Source organism: Pelodictyon phaeoclathratiforme BU-1 (assembly GCF_000020645.1).
Lineage (GTDB): Bacteria > Bacteroidota > Chlorobiia > Chlorobiales > Chlorobiaceae > Chlorobium > Chlorobium phaeoclathratiforme.
In genome coordinates this window covers 2,539,946-2,555,435 of record NC_011060.1, presented here as the reverse complement: position 1 = coordinate 2,555,435, position 15,490 = coordinate 2,539,946, and the positions used below count along the sequence as shown (strand labels likewise).

At 50.7% G+C, this 15,490-nt stretch carries 10 protein-coding genes and 2 CRISPR repeat arrays; of the genes, 6 read left to right on the top strand and 4 right to left on the bottom strand.

The window, feature by feature from the left end:
- Nucleotide 1: 1 nt before the first annotated feature.
- Nucleotides 2-544, top strand: a complete 543-nt coding sequence (locus PPHA_RS12160; RefSeq protein WP_012509122.1) for an HD domain-containing protein — start codon at nt 2-4, stop codon at nt 542-544.
- A 142-nt stretch (nt 545-686) separates the two neighbouring features.
- Here PPHA_RS12160 and metH read toward each other — a convergent pair whose 3' ends face one another.
- The 3 genes from metH to mnmA form a co-directional block, all read right to left on the bottom strand.
- Nucleotides 687-4,409, bottom strand: a complete 3,723-nt coding sequence (metH, locus tag PPHA_RS12155) for a methionine synthase (RefSeq protein WP_012509121.1) — start codon at nt 4,407-4,409, stop codon at nt 687-689.
- Between the two features lie 78 nt (nt 4,410-4,487).
- A complete protein-coding gene (locus tag PPHA_RS12150; protein WP_012509120.1) occupies nt 4,488-5,165 on the bottom strand; it encodes an alpha/beta hydrolase in 678 nt (225 codons plus the stop codon).
- Nucleotides 5,166-5,180: 15 nt separating this feature from the next.
- Nucleotides 5,181-6,266 carry a tRNA 2-thiouridine(34) synthase MnmA gene (gene mnmA, locus PPHA_RS12145; protein WP_012509119.1) on the bottom strand — a complete coding sequence of 362 codons (1,086 nt, stop codon included), beginning with the start codon at nt 6,264-6,266 and terminating at the stop codon, nt 5,181-5,183.
- Nucleotides 6,267-6,884: 618 nt separating this feature from the next.
- On the opposite strand from mnmA, the gene PPHA_RS12140 reads away from it, so the two are divergent.
- The gene (locus tag PPHA_RS12140; protein WP_012509118.1) at nt 6,885-8,075 is read left to right on the top strand and encodes a Fic family protein; all 1,191 of its coding nucleotides are present in this window, start codon (nt 6,885-6,887) and stop codon (nt 8,073-8,075) included.
- Between the two features lie 607 nt (nt 8,076-8,682).
- A CRISPR array of direct repeats spans nt 8,683-9,000; the repeat unit is 35 nt; unit sequence GTTTCAATCCGCTATGCGTGCAATAAGATATGATG.
- Between the two features lie 133 nt (nt 9,001-9,133).
- Nucleotides 9,134-11,177: a CRISPR direct-repeat array (repeat unit 35 nt; unit sequence GTTTCAATCCGCTATGCGTGCAATAAGATATGATG).
- 250 nt (nt 11,178-11,427) lie between these two features.
- On the opposite strand, the gene cas1 is transcribed toward PPHA_RS12140, so the two are convergent.
- A complete protein-coding gene (gene cas1 / locus PPHA_RS12135; protein ID WP_012509117.1) occupies nt 11,428-13,611 on the bottom strand; it encodes a CRISPR-associated endonuclease Cas1 in 2,184 nt (727 codons plus the stop codon).
- 153 nt (nt 13,612-13,764) lie between these two features.
- Between cas1 and cas2 the strand changes: the two genes are divergently transcribed.
- From cas2 to PPHA_RS16870, 4 genes are all read left to right on the top strand, one after another.
- Nucleotides 13,765-14,049 (top strand): CRISPR-associated endonuclease Cas2, encoded by a 285-nt coding sequence (cas2, locus tag PPHA_RS12130; protein ID WP_012509116.1) that lies wholly within the window; start codon nt 13,765-13,767, stop codon nt 14,047-14,049.
- Nucleotides 14,050-14,085: 36 nt separating this feature from the next.
- Nucleotides 14,086-14,658: a CRISPR-associated protein Csx15 gene (csx15, locus tag PPHA_RS12125; protein ID WP_012509115.1), complete on the top strand. Its 573-nt coding sequence runs from the start codon at nt 14,086-14,088 to the stop codon at nt 14,656-14,658.
- Nucleotides 14,659-14,665: 7 nt separating this feature from the next.
- A complete protein-coding gene (locus tag PPHA_RS12120) occupies nt 14,666-15,061 on the top strand; it encodes a hypothetical protein (RefSeq protein WP_012509114.1) in 396 nt (131 codons plus the stop codon).
- Between the two features lie 267 nt (nt 15,062-15,328).
- On the top strand, nt 15,329-15,490 hold the full coding sequence (locus tag PPHA_RS16870; RefSeq protein ID WP_083765335.1) for a type III-B CRISPR-associated protein Cas10/Cmr2: 162 nt from the start codon (nt 15,329-15,331) through the stop codon (nt 15,488-15,490).

The following is a 15,490-nucleotide window of genomic DNA, read 5'->3' as shown; positions in this document are numbered from 1 at the left end:
AATGAATGTTGTCCATGAATCTCCCCTGATTGACGAATTGCTTCCAGCTTACCGCCCCGTGCTTGGTGCCGATTATGACGCCTATCGCAACCACTGTATGCGCCTCTTCAATTTTTGCTCAGCCCTTGCTGCTGGCGAAAGCAAGGCTGCTGAAGATAAAATTGCCATTGCCGCTCTTTTTCATGATCTCGGGATATGGACAGAGAAGAGCTTCGACTACCTGCGTCCCTCGCAACTGCTGGCACTGAGTTATCTTGAAAAGAATTTTAAAGCGTCATGGTGCAAAGAAATAGAGGCCATGATCGGAGAGCATCACAAGATTACCCGCTATCAGGCAAATCCTTCATGGCTGGTAGAACCCTTCAGAAAAGCCGACTGGATCGATGTTTCGGGCGGACTGCTCCGGTTCCGTCTGCCGGATGATTTTGTTTCGGATGTGCTTGACGCCTATCCCAACGCAGGATTCCATGCAATGCTTGGCCGACTTACCCTCGCAAGGCTCAAAACCCATCCGCTCAGCCCGTTGCCCATGATGAAGTGGTAGAGAGTACGGGCGTGGATATCTGTTGGCGCTGGATGGAACGGATGCTGCCTCTTGAGAGATTGTGAGCTCAGTCACTCAACACCCGCAGCAATGATGCATGGTAGAACTGCTGCAGGTGTTGAGGATGGTGAGTTCCGGATTTTTATTCCGGATCGTAATTCAAGGCAGGGGCAAGCCACTTTTCCGTTTCCTTGATGCTCATTCCCTTGCGCTCCGCGTACTCCTCAACCTGATCCCGCCCGATTTTCCCGAGCATGAAATACTTTGCCTGCGGGTGGGCAAAGTAGAGGCCGCAGACCGAAGCTGCCGGTTTCATGGCGAAGGTTTCCGTGAGCGTGATGCCTGTATTGGTTTCGGCATTCAACAGGGTGAACAGCTCCGCCTTCTCCGTGTGATCCGGGCAGGCAGGATAGCCCGGAGCGGGGCGGATGCCCTGGTACTTCTCGGCAAGCAGCTCATGGATCGGGTGTGGCTGGCACTGGGGGGCGGGATGACAGGCACATCCTTTGTCGCCATCTCTCTTTTCAGCGCACTCATAGCCCCAAAGCTCACGGCGAACACGCTCGTGCAGCATCTCCGCAAAGGCCTCAGCCAGACGGTCGGCAAGCGCCTGCATCATGATGCGGTGGTAGTCGTCCTGCTGATCGCTGAACTCCCTGAGTCCCTTTTCAATACCGAGCCCGGCAGTGACGGCAAACGCCCCGATGTAATCTTCCAGTCCCGAGCCAACAGGGGCGATAAAGTCCGCCAGCGCCAGATTCGGCTCACCCTTCTCCTGCTGCTGGCGGAGCGTGTGCAGTATCGCAAGCAGGCTGGTGCGGCTCTCGTCTGAGTAGACCTCAATATCATCCCCCGAGCTGTTGGCAGGGAAGAGTCCGGCAACACCTTTCAGGCCAAGCAGTTGCTCCTGTTCAATCCGGTCGAGCAGGCTGTTGGCGTCATCAAAGAGCTTTTTTGCTTCGCTGCCGTACTTTGGGTCGTCAAGAATCTGCGGGTAGCGGCCATGCAGCTCCCAGGTCATGAAAAAGGGAGTCCAGTCGATATAGGGGCGAAGCTCTCCTGCGGTAACATGTTCAAACAGGGTAATTCCCGGTTGCAGCGGCTTGCAGATGCTGCCCTGAAGTGCCAGGCGGTTGTTGCGTGCCTCCTGAAGCGTGAGATATTTTTTACCGGCAGCGCGTGACGCATGGCTCTCCCGCAGTCCGGCCTGCTCCGCCTTGAGCCCGGCAATGTAGTCGGGGCTGAGCGCCGGATTGAGCAGACTGTTGACTACCGGAACACTCCGGGAAGCATCGAGCACCTGAACAACCGCGCCCGAATAGACCGGAGCAATTTTCACGGCCGTATGCATCCTCGATGTGGTGGCGCCACCGATAAGGAGCGGGATTGTCATGCCAAGCCGCTCCATCTCGCTGGCAACATGCACCATCTCATCCAGCGAAGGGGTGATGAGGCCGCTCAAACCAAGCAGATCAGCCTTTTCACGCTCCACCGCTTCAAGAATCTTGTCGCACGGCATCATGACGCCGATATCGACAACATCATAATTATTGCAGGCGAGCACAACAGCCACAATATTCTTGCCGATATCATGCACGTCACCCTTCACCGTTGCAAGCAGCACCTTGGCCGCCGCACGGGTATCCTTGTTCAGCGCCTTCTCCGCTGCAATGTAGGGCAGAAGCACGGCAACCGAACGCTTCATGACGCGGGCGCTCTTGACCACCTGCGGCAGAAACATCTTCCCCTCGGCAAAAAGGTCGCCGATGGCGTTCATCCCGTTCATCAGCGGCCCCTCAATCACCTGGAGCGGACTCGGGTAGAGCTGGCGGGCCTCTTCGGTATCCTCTTCAATATGCTCAACAATTCCCTTGATCAATGCATGGCGCAGCCGCTCTTCAACCGGCAGGCTCCGCCATTCAGCCGCCTTTGCCTCGATTTTTTCACCGCCACTCTGAATGGTTTCAGCAAAGCTGACAAGCCGTTCCGTAGCATCCGCCCGGCGGTTCAGCAGCACATCCTCAACCCGAAGCAGCAGCTCAGGCTCAATATCCTCATAGATGGCAAGCTGGCCGGCGTTGACGATCCCCATGTCGAGCCCCGCCTGAATAGCATGGTAGAGGAATGCGGCGTGCATCGCCTCCCGTACGGTTTCATTGCCCCGGAAGGAGAAGGAGACATTGCTGATACCACCCGAAACCTTCGCATGGGGCAGATTCTCCTTGATCCATCGTACCGTCTCGATAAAATCAACTGCGTAATTATTGTGCTCGTCAATACCCGTAGCCACCGTCAGCACGTTGGGATCGAAAATAATATCCTCGGGAGGGAAGCCGACCTGCTGGGTCAGGATATCGTAGGCGCGTTTGCAGATCTCGATGCGACGCTGATAACTGTCCGCCTGTCCCTCCTCGTCGAAGGCCATCACCACCGTGGCGGCGCCATACTGCAACACCTTGCGGGCCCTCTCGATAAAGAGAGCTTCACCCTCCTTGAGGCTGATGGAGTTCACAATGCTCTTTCCCTGAACGCAGCGCAGACCACTCTCGATAACTGACCATTTCGAACTGTCGATCATCACCGGCACGCGTGAAATTTCCGGCTCAGAACCGATCAGGTTGAGAAACTCCCTCATCACAACCTCGGAGTCGAGCATCCCCTCATCCACATTGACATCAATAACCTGGGCGCCACTCTCCACCTGCTGGCGGGCAATCGAGAGCGCTTCATCATACTTGCTCTCCTTGATAAGGCGGGAAAATTTTTTCGATCCAGTCACATTGGTGCGTTCACCGACATTGATGAAGCCCGTTGTGCGGTTAACAAAGAGCGGCTCAAGTCCGGAGAGCTGCAGCTCATGCTTTTTAACCGGACGCCTGCGCGGTTGCAGCTTTTCGACCGCCTCGGCAATAGCCTTGATATGCTGCGGAGTTGTTCCACAGCAGCCGCCAACAATATTGACAAAGCCGGAGGTGGCAAAACCGGCAATCTGCCCGGCCATATATTCCGGAGAGTCATCATACTCCCCAAACTCGTTCGGCAGGCCGGCATTGGGATAGACGCTCACATAGCTCTCGGCAATTCCGGCAAGCGCCTCAATGAAGGGGCGCATCTGTTTCGAACCAAGCGCACAATTGAGCCCGATAGAGAGCAGGTCAGGCATGTGGGCGATAGAGATCCAGAAAGCCTCCGTAGTCTGGCCGGAGAGGGTGCGGCCACTGGCGTCCACAACCGTTCCCGATACCATGACCGGTATGCGCACACCGGTACGGTTGAAAAACTCCTCAATCGAAAAGAGCGCAGCCTTGCAGTTCAGGGTATCGAAGACCGTTTCAACCAGCAGCAGGTCAACGCCACCCTCCATAAGCCCCTCAAGCTGCAGAGTGTAGTTATCAACAACCTCCTGGAAGGTGACGGCCCGGAAGCCGGGATTATTCACATCCGGAGAGAGCGAAAGCGTCTTGTTGGTCGGGCCGATTGAACCGGCAACAAAACGCGGTTTATCAGGGTTGCGGGCCGTATACTCATCCGCCGCCCTCCTTGCAAGTCGGGCAGCCTCAACATTCAGCTCCTTCACCAGATCAGAGGCGCTATAGTCCGCCTGTGAGATCGGGTTGGCATTGAAGGTATTGGTTTCGATAATATCAGAACCCGCTTCAAGAAAATCGCAGTGGAGCGCATAGATGATATCCGGGCGGGTCAGCACCAGAATATCATTGTTCCCGATAAGCGGATGCGAGTGGTTGGCAAACCGGGTACCCCGGTAATCAGCCTCCTTCAGCTTATGGCGCTGAATCATGGTGCCCATCGCACCGTCGAGCACAAGAATGCGCTCTTCGAGGCTGTTGAGTAGTGTGTCCTTCATTCGTTTTTTATTCGTCTGAACTTCGTTAAAGCAGGGCGGTGGTTAAAAAAAAAGAATATACGGCAAAAGCCCGGGTGATTACTCTTTTTCCGAAGCTTCCGGCACTCTCTTTTCAAGCCAGGAGCAGATCAGCTCAATGCCACTGTCGGCAATCTGGTGAGCAATCGGGTACTCACGATACGTTAAATCCTCAATATGCTCCTGCAGCCACGCATGTGCAGCCCGCCCCTTGGCAATCGGCAGCACATCATCATAGATGCCATGCATCACCAGAAAGGGGAGTTTGCGCAACGCAGGCTTCAGGCTCTCATGCGGCACCGTTTTTTCAGGCAACTGCCCTGAACAGGCAATAACGCCATGCAACAGCTCCGGAGCATGAAAAGCCGTCAAATAGCTCATCACCGATCCCTGGCTGAACCCCATCAAAAAAACCTTGTTCCCGGCAGGTCGGTACTCGGCAATAATTTCAACAATGAAGGTGATAAACTGATCAAGAGCCTGTTGAGCCGCCACATAATCCACACTGATACCCGTCGGGGTAAACTCGATCGGGAACCAGCCGAACATGCCAAAATCCATCTTCTGCGGCGCCCGTGCACTGACATAACGGAACTCCGGCCTCAGCGAAGGAGCAAGCTGAATCAGATCCCTTTCATTGCTGCCATAACCATGCAGCATAATCATAAGCGGGGCATCTTCCGGCCTTGCCGGTGGAAGATCCAGATAGGTAAGCGAAAGGTGGTGTCGTTGAAGCATGATAGTACAATATGGTTACTGATGTGATTCCTGCATGACCTGCGTAATAAAGCCGCCGCCGAGCACTTCACGATCGCGGTAAAAAACTGCCGCCTGCCCCTTCGCCACGGCGCTTTTTGGTGTGCTGAACGAAACCGTTGCCGAGTTTTCACCGAACGGCTCAAGCGTGCAGGGAGTCTCCCGGTCACGATAACGGATTTTTCCATAAGCCTCAATCGGGATGTTGGGCCTCTCCATACCGATCAAGTTTATCCCGGACGCAACAAGCGAGCTGCACTCCAGCGAAGACTTTTTTCCAACCTCAATCCGGTTCTGCTCCGTGTCGAGCGCCGTCACATAGAGCGGCTCTTTGGCCGAAACACCAAGCCCCCGGCGCTGGCCAATAGTATAGAAGGGATATCCCCGGTGCTTACCAATAACCCGGCCCGACTCATCCACAATATCGCCATCCGCCACCCGTTCGGCCAGGCCGGGGATAGCGCTGGCAAGGTAGCCGCAATAATCATCCTGCGGCACAAAACAGATCTCCTGACTCTCCCTCTTTTCAGCCGCCCTAACCCCAAAAGAGCGGGCCAGCGCACGCACCTCCGGTTTGGTCAACTCTCCAAGCGGAAAAAGGGTTCTGGCCAGGTCACCCTGCGAAAGCATCCAGAGAAAATAACTCTGATCCTTTTCCGGATCTGCCCCTTTATAGAGGCGATATCTTCCCTCACTGAAAGAGGTGGCCGCAAAATGGCCCGTCGCAACAAAATCAGCATCAAGCAGCCGCAGCCCCTCAAAGAGGCCAAACCACTTGATCTTCTTGTTGCAGACCATGCAGGGGTTGGGCGTCCTCCCGCCAAGATAATCCTCATGAAAATAACCAATAACCTCATCGCGGAACTTCCGGCTCAGGTTCAGGCTCAACACCGGAATCTGAAAATCAGGATGGTCACTGATCACCAGCGGCGAAGGCCTCAGCGAAGGGCTCTCATCAGGCGCGTCAAGCACCCGAATGTTCAACCCCGTCACCGCATAGCCCTGCTCGACCAGCAGACATGCCGAAACGGCAGAATCAACCCCACCCGAGATCCCGACAACCACTTTTTTCTGTACGCTCATGAATTACCTGAATTTATAATGCTGGCGATTTCCGTGAAATATGGTCATCAATCGGCTGCCAGCAACCGTTTTATGGCACCTTCGACAGCCTCTTTGTCCGATTTCGATAAACAGCCCAGACGGCGAGTGATGAGCTGTTTTAAGTTGGTTACAGAGCATTCCTTCAATTAATATCAGTCAGAATGTAGGGAAATTGCAGCCATCGTTCAAATGGCATCCTCCCCGAACCCCGCATGATTTCCCATCCCGTCGCAAACCGCAAAGCACGCCATGTGATATGATGCCCGTAGGGGCGGGGTCATCCCGCCCCCTCCCCGTTTTCAATCCAATATGTAATGCAATAAGATATGATGTACCCTGAGGTAGAAAGGATTGTTCGCCATAGCAGCCCAAATTTATTAATTATTATCCGATGATTATTAAGCAATAGTAATAACGAATACGTAAAAAAGTGCCAATATAATCTGACGTTTTGTTTTCGTGATTATCCGCTGTGACTACGCTTCAGCAGTGCAGAATGGTAAAAAACATCGGCAAAAACATCGGCAAATTCTGTAGATTATTCTTTATAAAAGATTATAATGAAAGAGACAAAATTATTTTATAACCGGCAAAATAATGATCACTGAAACCCCGCCTCGAATCGAGCCATGCCTTCCGGACTCGCTGAACCCAGCGATTGTTGATCTTATTGCCGGAGTGTCCGCTTCAGCCGAAAAATTAGGGAACCGCCTTCATCCCGAAACTGCAGCAAGTCTGGCTGATCTGGTTAGAGTCATGAATTGCTACTACTCCAATCTTATTGAGGGACACAACACCAAACCACGCGACATAGAAGAGGCGCTCCAGAACCAGTTCAATACAAACAACGAGAGACGAAATCTCCAGATAGAGGCAGTTGCCCATATCCGTGTACAGCGTGAGATTGATGCCATGCATGCCTCCGGAACACTTGCAGACGCAGCTTCAAGCCAATTTATCCGCTGGTTGCACAGGGAGTTTTATAAGGATCTTCCGGAATCAATGCGCTATCTGGAACGAAAAGAGGTCAAAATACTTATCGTTCCGGGAGTCTTCAGAAGTGAACCGATACATGACGTCTCTGTCGGTCGGCATCTTCCTCCGGAAAGCAGTACCGTTGATTCATTTATGGCATATTTTGAAAAGCGTTATAACTTCTGCTCACTTGGAAAAGGAATGCGCCTGGCGGCTATGGCGGCAGCGCATCATCGGTTCAATTATATCCATCCCTTTCCTGACGGCAATGGTCGTGTCAGTCGTCTCATGAGCCACGCAATGGCGCTTCAGGCCGGTATTGGCGCTCATGGCCTCTGGTCGGTGTCGCGAGGTCTTGCAAGGGGGTTCGAAAGCCGTCTGGATTACATGAGCATGATGGATCATGCCGATATGCCTCGCCAGGGCGATCTTGACGGGCGCGGCAACCTCTCTCTCAAAGCACTCAATACCTTTATCACCTGGTTCCTGAAGATCTCTCTTGATCAGGTAACCTTTATGGAAAGCCTCTTTGAGCTTGATTCTCTTGCCAAAAGGCTGAAAAACTATTGTGACAGGCAGGAATGGAAGCCTGAAGCATTCGCCATTCTTGAAATGATCTTGCTTAAAGGCGAGATTCCCCGTGGAGAGGCAAGCCGAATCACCGGACTGAAAGAGAGAACAGCCCGAGCATTGCTTTCATCATTAACCGAAAACGGCATACTTGGGTCAGATACCCCAAAAGGCGCCCTCTCACTTCGTTTCCCTCTCAATGCGGTTGAACTCTTGTTTCCGAACCTCTTCCCTTCGTTATAGAACCGAAATTTCCCGCGACGGCTCGACAGGTATTGACGATCATGCCATGTCCGTACGGAGAATTTCCATCCGCCATGCGTGCCATAAGATATGATGCGTGTAGGGGCGGTGATGGGTGTAGGGGCACGGCATGCCATGCCCATTCCGTCGCAATCCGCAAAGCGTGCCATGTGATATGGTGCCCCGTAGGGGCGGGGTCATCCCGCCCCCCCACAATATGTATGCAATAAGATATGATGTGCATGTAGGGGCACGGCATGCCGTGCCCATTCCGTCCCAAACCGCAAAGCGTGGCATGTGATATGGTGCCCGTAGGGGCGGGGTCATCCCGCCCCATCCCAGTTTCAATCCAATATGTAATGCAATAAGATATGATGTGCGTGTAGGGGCACGGCATGCCGTGCCCGTACCGTCGCAAACCGCAAAGCGTGCCATGTGATATGGTGCCCCGTAGGGGCGGGGTCATCCCGCCCCATCCAATATGTAATGCAATAAAAAATGATGTGCATGTAGGGGCACGGCATGCCGTGCCCGTTCCGTCGCAAACCGCAAAGCGTGGCATGTGAAATGGTGCCCCGCAGGGGCGGGGTCATCCCGCCCCATCCCAGTTTCAATCCGCTATGCGTGCAATAAGATATGATGCCTTACTTGAATTGTATGGGGAACAAGTCGGTGAGTTGTTTCAATCCGCTATGCGTGCAATAAGATATGATGTAGGGCTCCTGTTTATCGAAGGCATGGGATTCATCAGTTTCAATCCGCTATGCGTGCAATAAGATATGATGATGCCGGTTGTATCGCAAGCATTCGAGGTTGTTGGGTTTCAATCCGCTATGCGTGCAATAAGATATGATGCTTCGTTGGGTTCTTGCTGGGGGAGTAATCCTTTGGTTTCAATCCGCTATGCGTGCAATAAGATATGATGTGCGTGTAGGGGCACGGCATGCCGTGCCCGTACGGAGAATTTCCATCCGGTATTCGTGCCATATAATGTAGGAGTCCCCTCCGAGGCCGCAAAGCAAATAATAGTAGGTGCATCCCTTGTGGGTGCCCTTCGTATTTTCAATCCGCTATGCGTGCAATAAGATATGATGGAACTGCTTTGCTTGCCTGACAGAAAAGAAAGTATGTTGGTTTCAATCCGCTATGCGTGCAATAAGATATGATGCTGGAAGCACGTCGGTGGTAATCGCTTCCGCGGGAACAGTTTCAATCCGCTATGCGTGCAATAAGATATGATGAGCAGCAGGAAGTAATGGAGGCCGATTTGTTGCTTAGTTTCAATCCGCTATGCGTGCAATAAGATATGATGCAGAAGCAAAAAAGGGAAGGGCAAAAACTTAAACGGGTTTCAATCCGCTATGCGTGCAATAAGATATGATGATTTCTATCAAAATAGGCTTGGCGGGGATGTCCTTAAAGTTTCAATCCGCTATGCGTGCAATAAGATATGATGTCACAATGGATAATTGCATCAATCAACGGATGTGGGTTTCAATCCGCTATGCGTGCAATAAGATATGATGAAACACAAGAATGCAGTACTGATGATTTTCACTGAGTTTCAATCCGCTATGCGTGCAATAAGATATGATGAGACAACCATCATAGACACGGCTGCTTTTCAAAACGTTTCAATCCGCTATGCGTGCAATAAGATATGATGAATTGCAAAAAACGTTGCATAAACAACTTTAATCTGAGTTTCAATCCGCTATGCGTGCAATAAGATATGATGCTCGAGCAAGCCCTCGCGACAGTTATCAATGAGCTCGTTTCAATCCGCTATGCGTGCAATAAGATATGATGTATCGTTACCGAAGAGCAGAAAGATGCAATGTTTTTGGCGTTTCAATCCGCTATGCGTGCAATAAGATATGATGAAAACAATTTACTCAAATGGAACAAAAATTATCCAGTTTCAATCCGCTATGCGTGCAATAAGATATGATGTATTATGACTGGCCATTTAATGATCGAGAAATTCGTTTCAATCCGCTATGCGTGCAATAAGATATGATGCTGGCAGGCCTTTCCGGATGCGCTTGTCGATGCGCAGGTTTCAATCCGCTATGCGTGCAATAAGATATGATGTTTATACCGCGCTCAACTCTATAACCCCGTCACCATGGTTTCAATCCGCTATGCGTGCAATAAGATATGATGTTGCTGTTTGATCTGATGAATGAGGTCAAAGCTCTTGTTTCAATCCGCTATGCGTGCAATAAGATATGATGTGCTCAAGATCGTCTATGATCTGGTCGAGAACCAAGTTTCAATCCGCTATGCGTGCAATAAGATATGATGTGCTGGCAATTGCCGGAGCGTTTGTTTTGTTATTTTAGTTTCAATCCGCTATGCGTGCAATAAGATATGATGTCTGAAAACAGTGATCGGGATGTATATGAACCTGCTGTTTCAATCCGCTATGCGTGCAATAAGATATGATGTAGCTATCACAGTAATGGTGGCGGGCAAAAACAAGAAAGTTTCAATCCGCTATGCGTGCAATAAGATATGATGTTTATCAGAGGGACAAGCACCTATGCATATAATAGAGGTTTCAATCCGCTATGCGTGCAATAAGATATGATGATTATTCTGCTTATTCAGCAGATGAAAGTCTGAGTAAGGTTTCAATCCGCTATGCGTGCAATAAGATATGATGAAGACATCACACGTGCCGGTGGCGCTGCTTTTCTGGTATGTTTCAATCCGCTATGCGTGCAATAAGATATGATGTCAGCGTGGAATAGCCCTTTAGAGGTGCTAAAGGATGTTTCAATCCGCTATGCGTGCAATAAGATATGATGGCTAACTATCTTTTCCGGCTCCAGCACTTATTGCATTAGTTTCAATCCGCTATGCGTGCAATAAGATATGATGGGGCCGTTATTGGTAGCTTATCTGTTGCATTCCTTTGTTTCAATCCGCTATGCGTGCAATAAGATATGATGATCAGTGGTTTGAGATCAGTGATGACGAGCTGAAAAGTTTCAATCCGCTATGCGTGCAATAAGATATGATGAGGAAACAAAGAATGTTACACTCTGGCAATCAATGAATAGTTTCAATCCGCTATGCGTGCAATAAGATATGATGTCTACCTCTGGAAAGCTGCGCCGGATAAGGGCTGCTGGCGCAAAAACCGGAGGTTTGGTATTTTTCAGTCATGTCAAGGGACAATGTACTGATTCCTGATTGATCGACAGTCTGCATGTTATCAAATAATTGCGAGTTATGCAATATCCGGAGGATACATTTATCCGCGTATCCCTCTAACCCGATATTGCATAAAACGATAAGGCATTTTTCACTTGCTTTGGCCCTTTTCTGAAATTATCCTCCGGTGTTACCATTCTGACCGCCAGGGTTCATAAACAGCCCTCGTCCCGGCAAGCACTTCGCTGATTTTGACCACCTGCGACTCAATATGCCGCCGGATATTCAGGCTTTTGCCACTTTGCGGGTCGAGCGACTCTGCCCACATTCGCTGTTCAAAGAGTTCCAGAAACTTTTTCCGGGCCTCATCAGTGAGAAAGCATCCCGCCTTGTCCTTACGATAATAAAAATCCTTGTTCCGCAAAACTCCCTTGTTGAGGGTGTAGAGCGTCATGGAGTCGATAATGGTTCTGAACTCTTCGACGAGGTCGTTGATCAGCGCCGGGTTGCCTTTGTCTTCGGCGTGCAGAAAGCCGAGGTAGGGGTTCATTCCCTTCATGCGCACGAGGGAGAAGATGTTGTTGTGCAGCAGGGTATAGCCGAAACTGAGCAGGCTGTTGACCGGGTCGGTTGGCGGACGCCGCACCCTGCGGAATGCACTGGTATAAAAGGGAAGCTCTTTTTTGAAGAGGAGGCCGAAGAGTTCAAAGTAGAGTGCGGCGGCTTTGCCTTCGATCCCCCGGAGCGCCTCCATATTGTCACAGCTTTTGGTATGTTCGGCAAGCGAGGTCATCAGCAAGAGGGACGCATCGAATTTTTCTTTCAGCTCTCCGTTACTTTCCCACGCCATGGCTTTGCGTTTCTGGATCATGGTGCGCGAGTTTCTGATTTTTGCCTCTACAATAGCGCTGGCAATTCCGAGGGCAAAGGGTTCATCGAGTGAGCGGAGGTACTGAAAGCGTTCGAGCGCGGAGTTGTCGGCTGTGGTGGCTTCGAGCCGACCAAAGTAGCTGCCATGTTGCGAAACAAAGGTGATGGGAATGTTGCTTTTCATGCAGTATTGCATAGCCGGTGTGGTGAGCGTGATGTTGCCGAGCACCAGAATCTGCTCTACCCGGCGGACAATGATGTCGTTGAGTTGCTTGCCCTCTTTTTCAACGCTGAACCGTTCACCATCCTTACGCAATATGCTGCCCTGTTCCTGCAGGTAGAGGGTATTGAGCAGCGGGGAGTAGAGTTTGTTGAGCGCTTCGTGCTTCTCTTTTTGCCGCAGGGCATCCTCTTTGGCCGTTTTCTCAAGGAATTTGTCTACATCAATCTGCTGTTTTTCAAGGCTTTGCAGCAGCTTTTCACCAAACTCGGTCTGAAGCAGCGTCTCTTTGGTCACCGTTATGGCGTCGGAGTCACCGGTTTGCAGTTCGTACTCCTCATCATCACTTTCCTCAGGGTGCAGCAGGCTTTTCGGAGCTTTGCGGAGTTTCAGCTTGCCCAGTTTGTCGTACCACTCATCCGGGTGCATTTTGGTGGGCAACACCAGCGAACGGATGAAGAGGTAGCCAAGGTATTTGAACCCCTCCGCAAAGGTGGTGATCCGGGTCTTTTCGTTGTTGAGTTGCAGTTTCAGCTCCGCCAGCGCACTTTCCGAAAGCTGGAGGGCCGCTTCTGCTTTTGGTTTTGACTTGCAAAGAATGAGAAAATCATCGGCAAAGCGCACCAGTTTGAACCCCTCCTGCTCCATGCGCTCATCAAATTTATCCAGATAGAGGTTTGCAAGCATCGGCGAAATGGGGCAGCCCTGCGGCAGGCCGATGGTGTTCTTCACCTTTGGGTTCTGGCCATCAACAATTTCTGCGGTCAGCCATCGCGCAATCAGCGTGAGCAGCTCCTCGTCATCACAGAGTTCACGAAAGCGCTGAAAGAGTAACGGGTGGTCAACGGTATCGAAAAAGCTGCTGATATCGGCATCGACCACCCAGTTATAACCAAGGTTTCGCAGCCTCTCGATTTCACGGGCCGCCGTCATGCGCGACAACCCCGGCCGGTAGGCGAAGGTATTGGCTCCCAGTTCCGACTCCACCAGAGGGGTCAGCACGATCGCCGCTGCGGTTTGCGCAACCCGCTCCATCACCGTAGGAATCAGGAGGGTGCGCAACTTTCCGGTGGGTTTCAGCATGACGAGTTTCAGGAGCGGCTGCGGCTCATAGGTGTTGGTCAAGAGCTGCCTGCCAAGATCGGCAAGATGCTCCTCGATGCGCCACGAATAATCGGTAATTGACTGTTTGTCGTACCCGGCCATTCCGTCGTTCGAAACCACCTTGTTCCAGGCCTGAAAAAGTGTTTCAGGCAAAGCCATCTGATTGTAAAGCCATCCCATAGGTTGCTCCGGGTTAGAGGGGTTGAACCGGCATTGGTAGAAAACGCATTGATGCTGCCGTAGAAGCGATGAATTCGAAGAATTAAAACTTTATTTCTCGATAAATTACGTATTATTTGGCTGGTTTGTAAAAGTAAAGTGGTGCTCTTTGTGATGCAGTTTATTCTTGTAACCTACGATATCGAAAACGACCGGCGACGGACGAAAATCCATAAACTCCTTGAAGGATATGGGTTGGCGGTGCAGTACAGCGTCTTCGAATGCTTTGTCTCTGATGAGGAGTACGCCAAAATGCGCATGCGCCTGCAAAAACTCCTCGACCCCAAACATCCGATCGACTCCGTTCGTTACTACGTGCTCTGCCGGAACTGCGTCGAACGAGTCGATATCGACGGCAACCGCGACTTCGCAGTTGAGAGCCCCTTTATTATTTCATGAATTACCCCCGTCCACCCTCCAACTGAGGGCGTGTTTATGAACGAATTCTTTACGCAAAACAACCTGTTGGTCGTTTTTTGGTTCACGGCAGGCCTTGTCTCGATAATTGAGCTTCTGGAATACCTTGTAACAAAAAACATTCCCTGGCTTTTTCGATTGATGCGGGGTGTGTGGCGTGGCATGGCACGGCGATTCAGCGGGGGGATTTCGGAGGGGACTCGTCAACTGATCATCAATTTTTCCGGTCATCCGGTGCTGCCAGGTCAGCATAAGGATATTGGCAAAATGATGCACTGGCCATCGCCGGAAATAATCAATGTATCGTTGGGTAATGTTGCTGAAGATCACAACTTCGTTTCAACCATCGAAAAGGCAGTTGAAAAAGTAGCCTTGTCGCCGGAAGAGTGGCAATCAACACCCATCGTGGTTATTGCTGCGGGGTACTCTGCCGTCTGGTCGGTAGTGCTTGCGGAACTGCATGGCCGTCTCGGCTATTTCCCCGATGTGGTTCGTCTTCGCCCGGCCTCGACGGTATCCAACGAAAAATTCGAAGTTGCCGAAATCATGAACCTCCGTGAAGTGCGACACAAATCAAGGGATAAACGGTGAAGTCAATATGGACACTTATACAGCAATAGGACTGGTTGCCGATATCATTGGTATCATAGGTGCATTCTCAGCTTTTCAGGCATTGCGACAATTGTTGAAGCAGAAAAAAGAGAAAAAACGGCTGAACCAGATTGTCTCGGTTGTTTTGCAGTGTACCAAAGATAACCGTAAAATTGTTCCGCTCATGGTTGTGCGTCGCAAGGATATAACGAGGGCAGAACTGCAGGGCATTCTCGGCACCATCAAAATGAAGCCTTCGATTACCGGGCGGTACAAACTCGATCACCTGAATACAAAAAAATTCTGGCAGGACATTGAGAGCTTGCAAGCCTCAGATAATGACGATAATGACCAGCTTCTCATTCCCTGCACACCTGAAGAGATTGAACAGTTTGATGTATAGCCGGAAACTTTAGTTCTGATTCCCGTTATTATTTTTGCTGATTTACGATAAATACATTTTTCTGTATTGATAAACGAGAAAAAAACAGTACATATAAAGCGTGTTAATGCTTCGAGTTATTGATTTACCCCCTGATAACGCACGATTCTGTACTCTGACCGACTGAACTCTCGTAACAAAGCTTTGTCGGGTTGCCGGTATAGCTCCCTCCAACGCTCCTGTATGTAGTCGCCTTGCTTTACTGAAGTACACCTTAACGCCATCGTTATGTCAAGTACGCAGTACCTTTTTCTCTTTACCATAGGTTCACCGCAAACATTCATTGCGCAAGCACGAAAGACGCATGACCTGTTTGCTGGCAGCGCGGTTGCTGAAAAAATATGCAGGAATCTCTCTTTGTCCGTATCCAATAACACAAGAATTGCATAA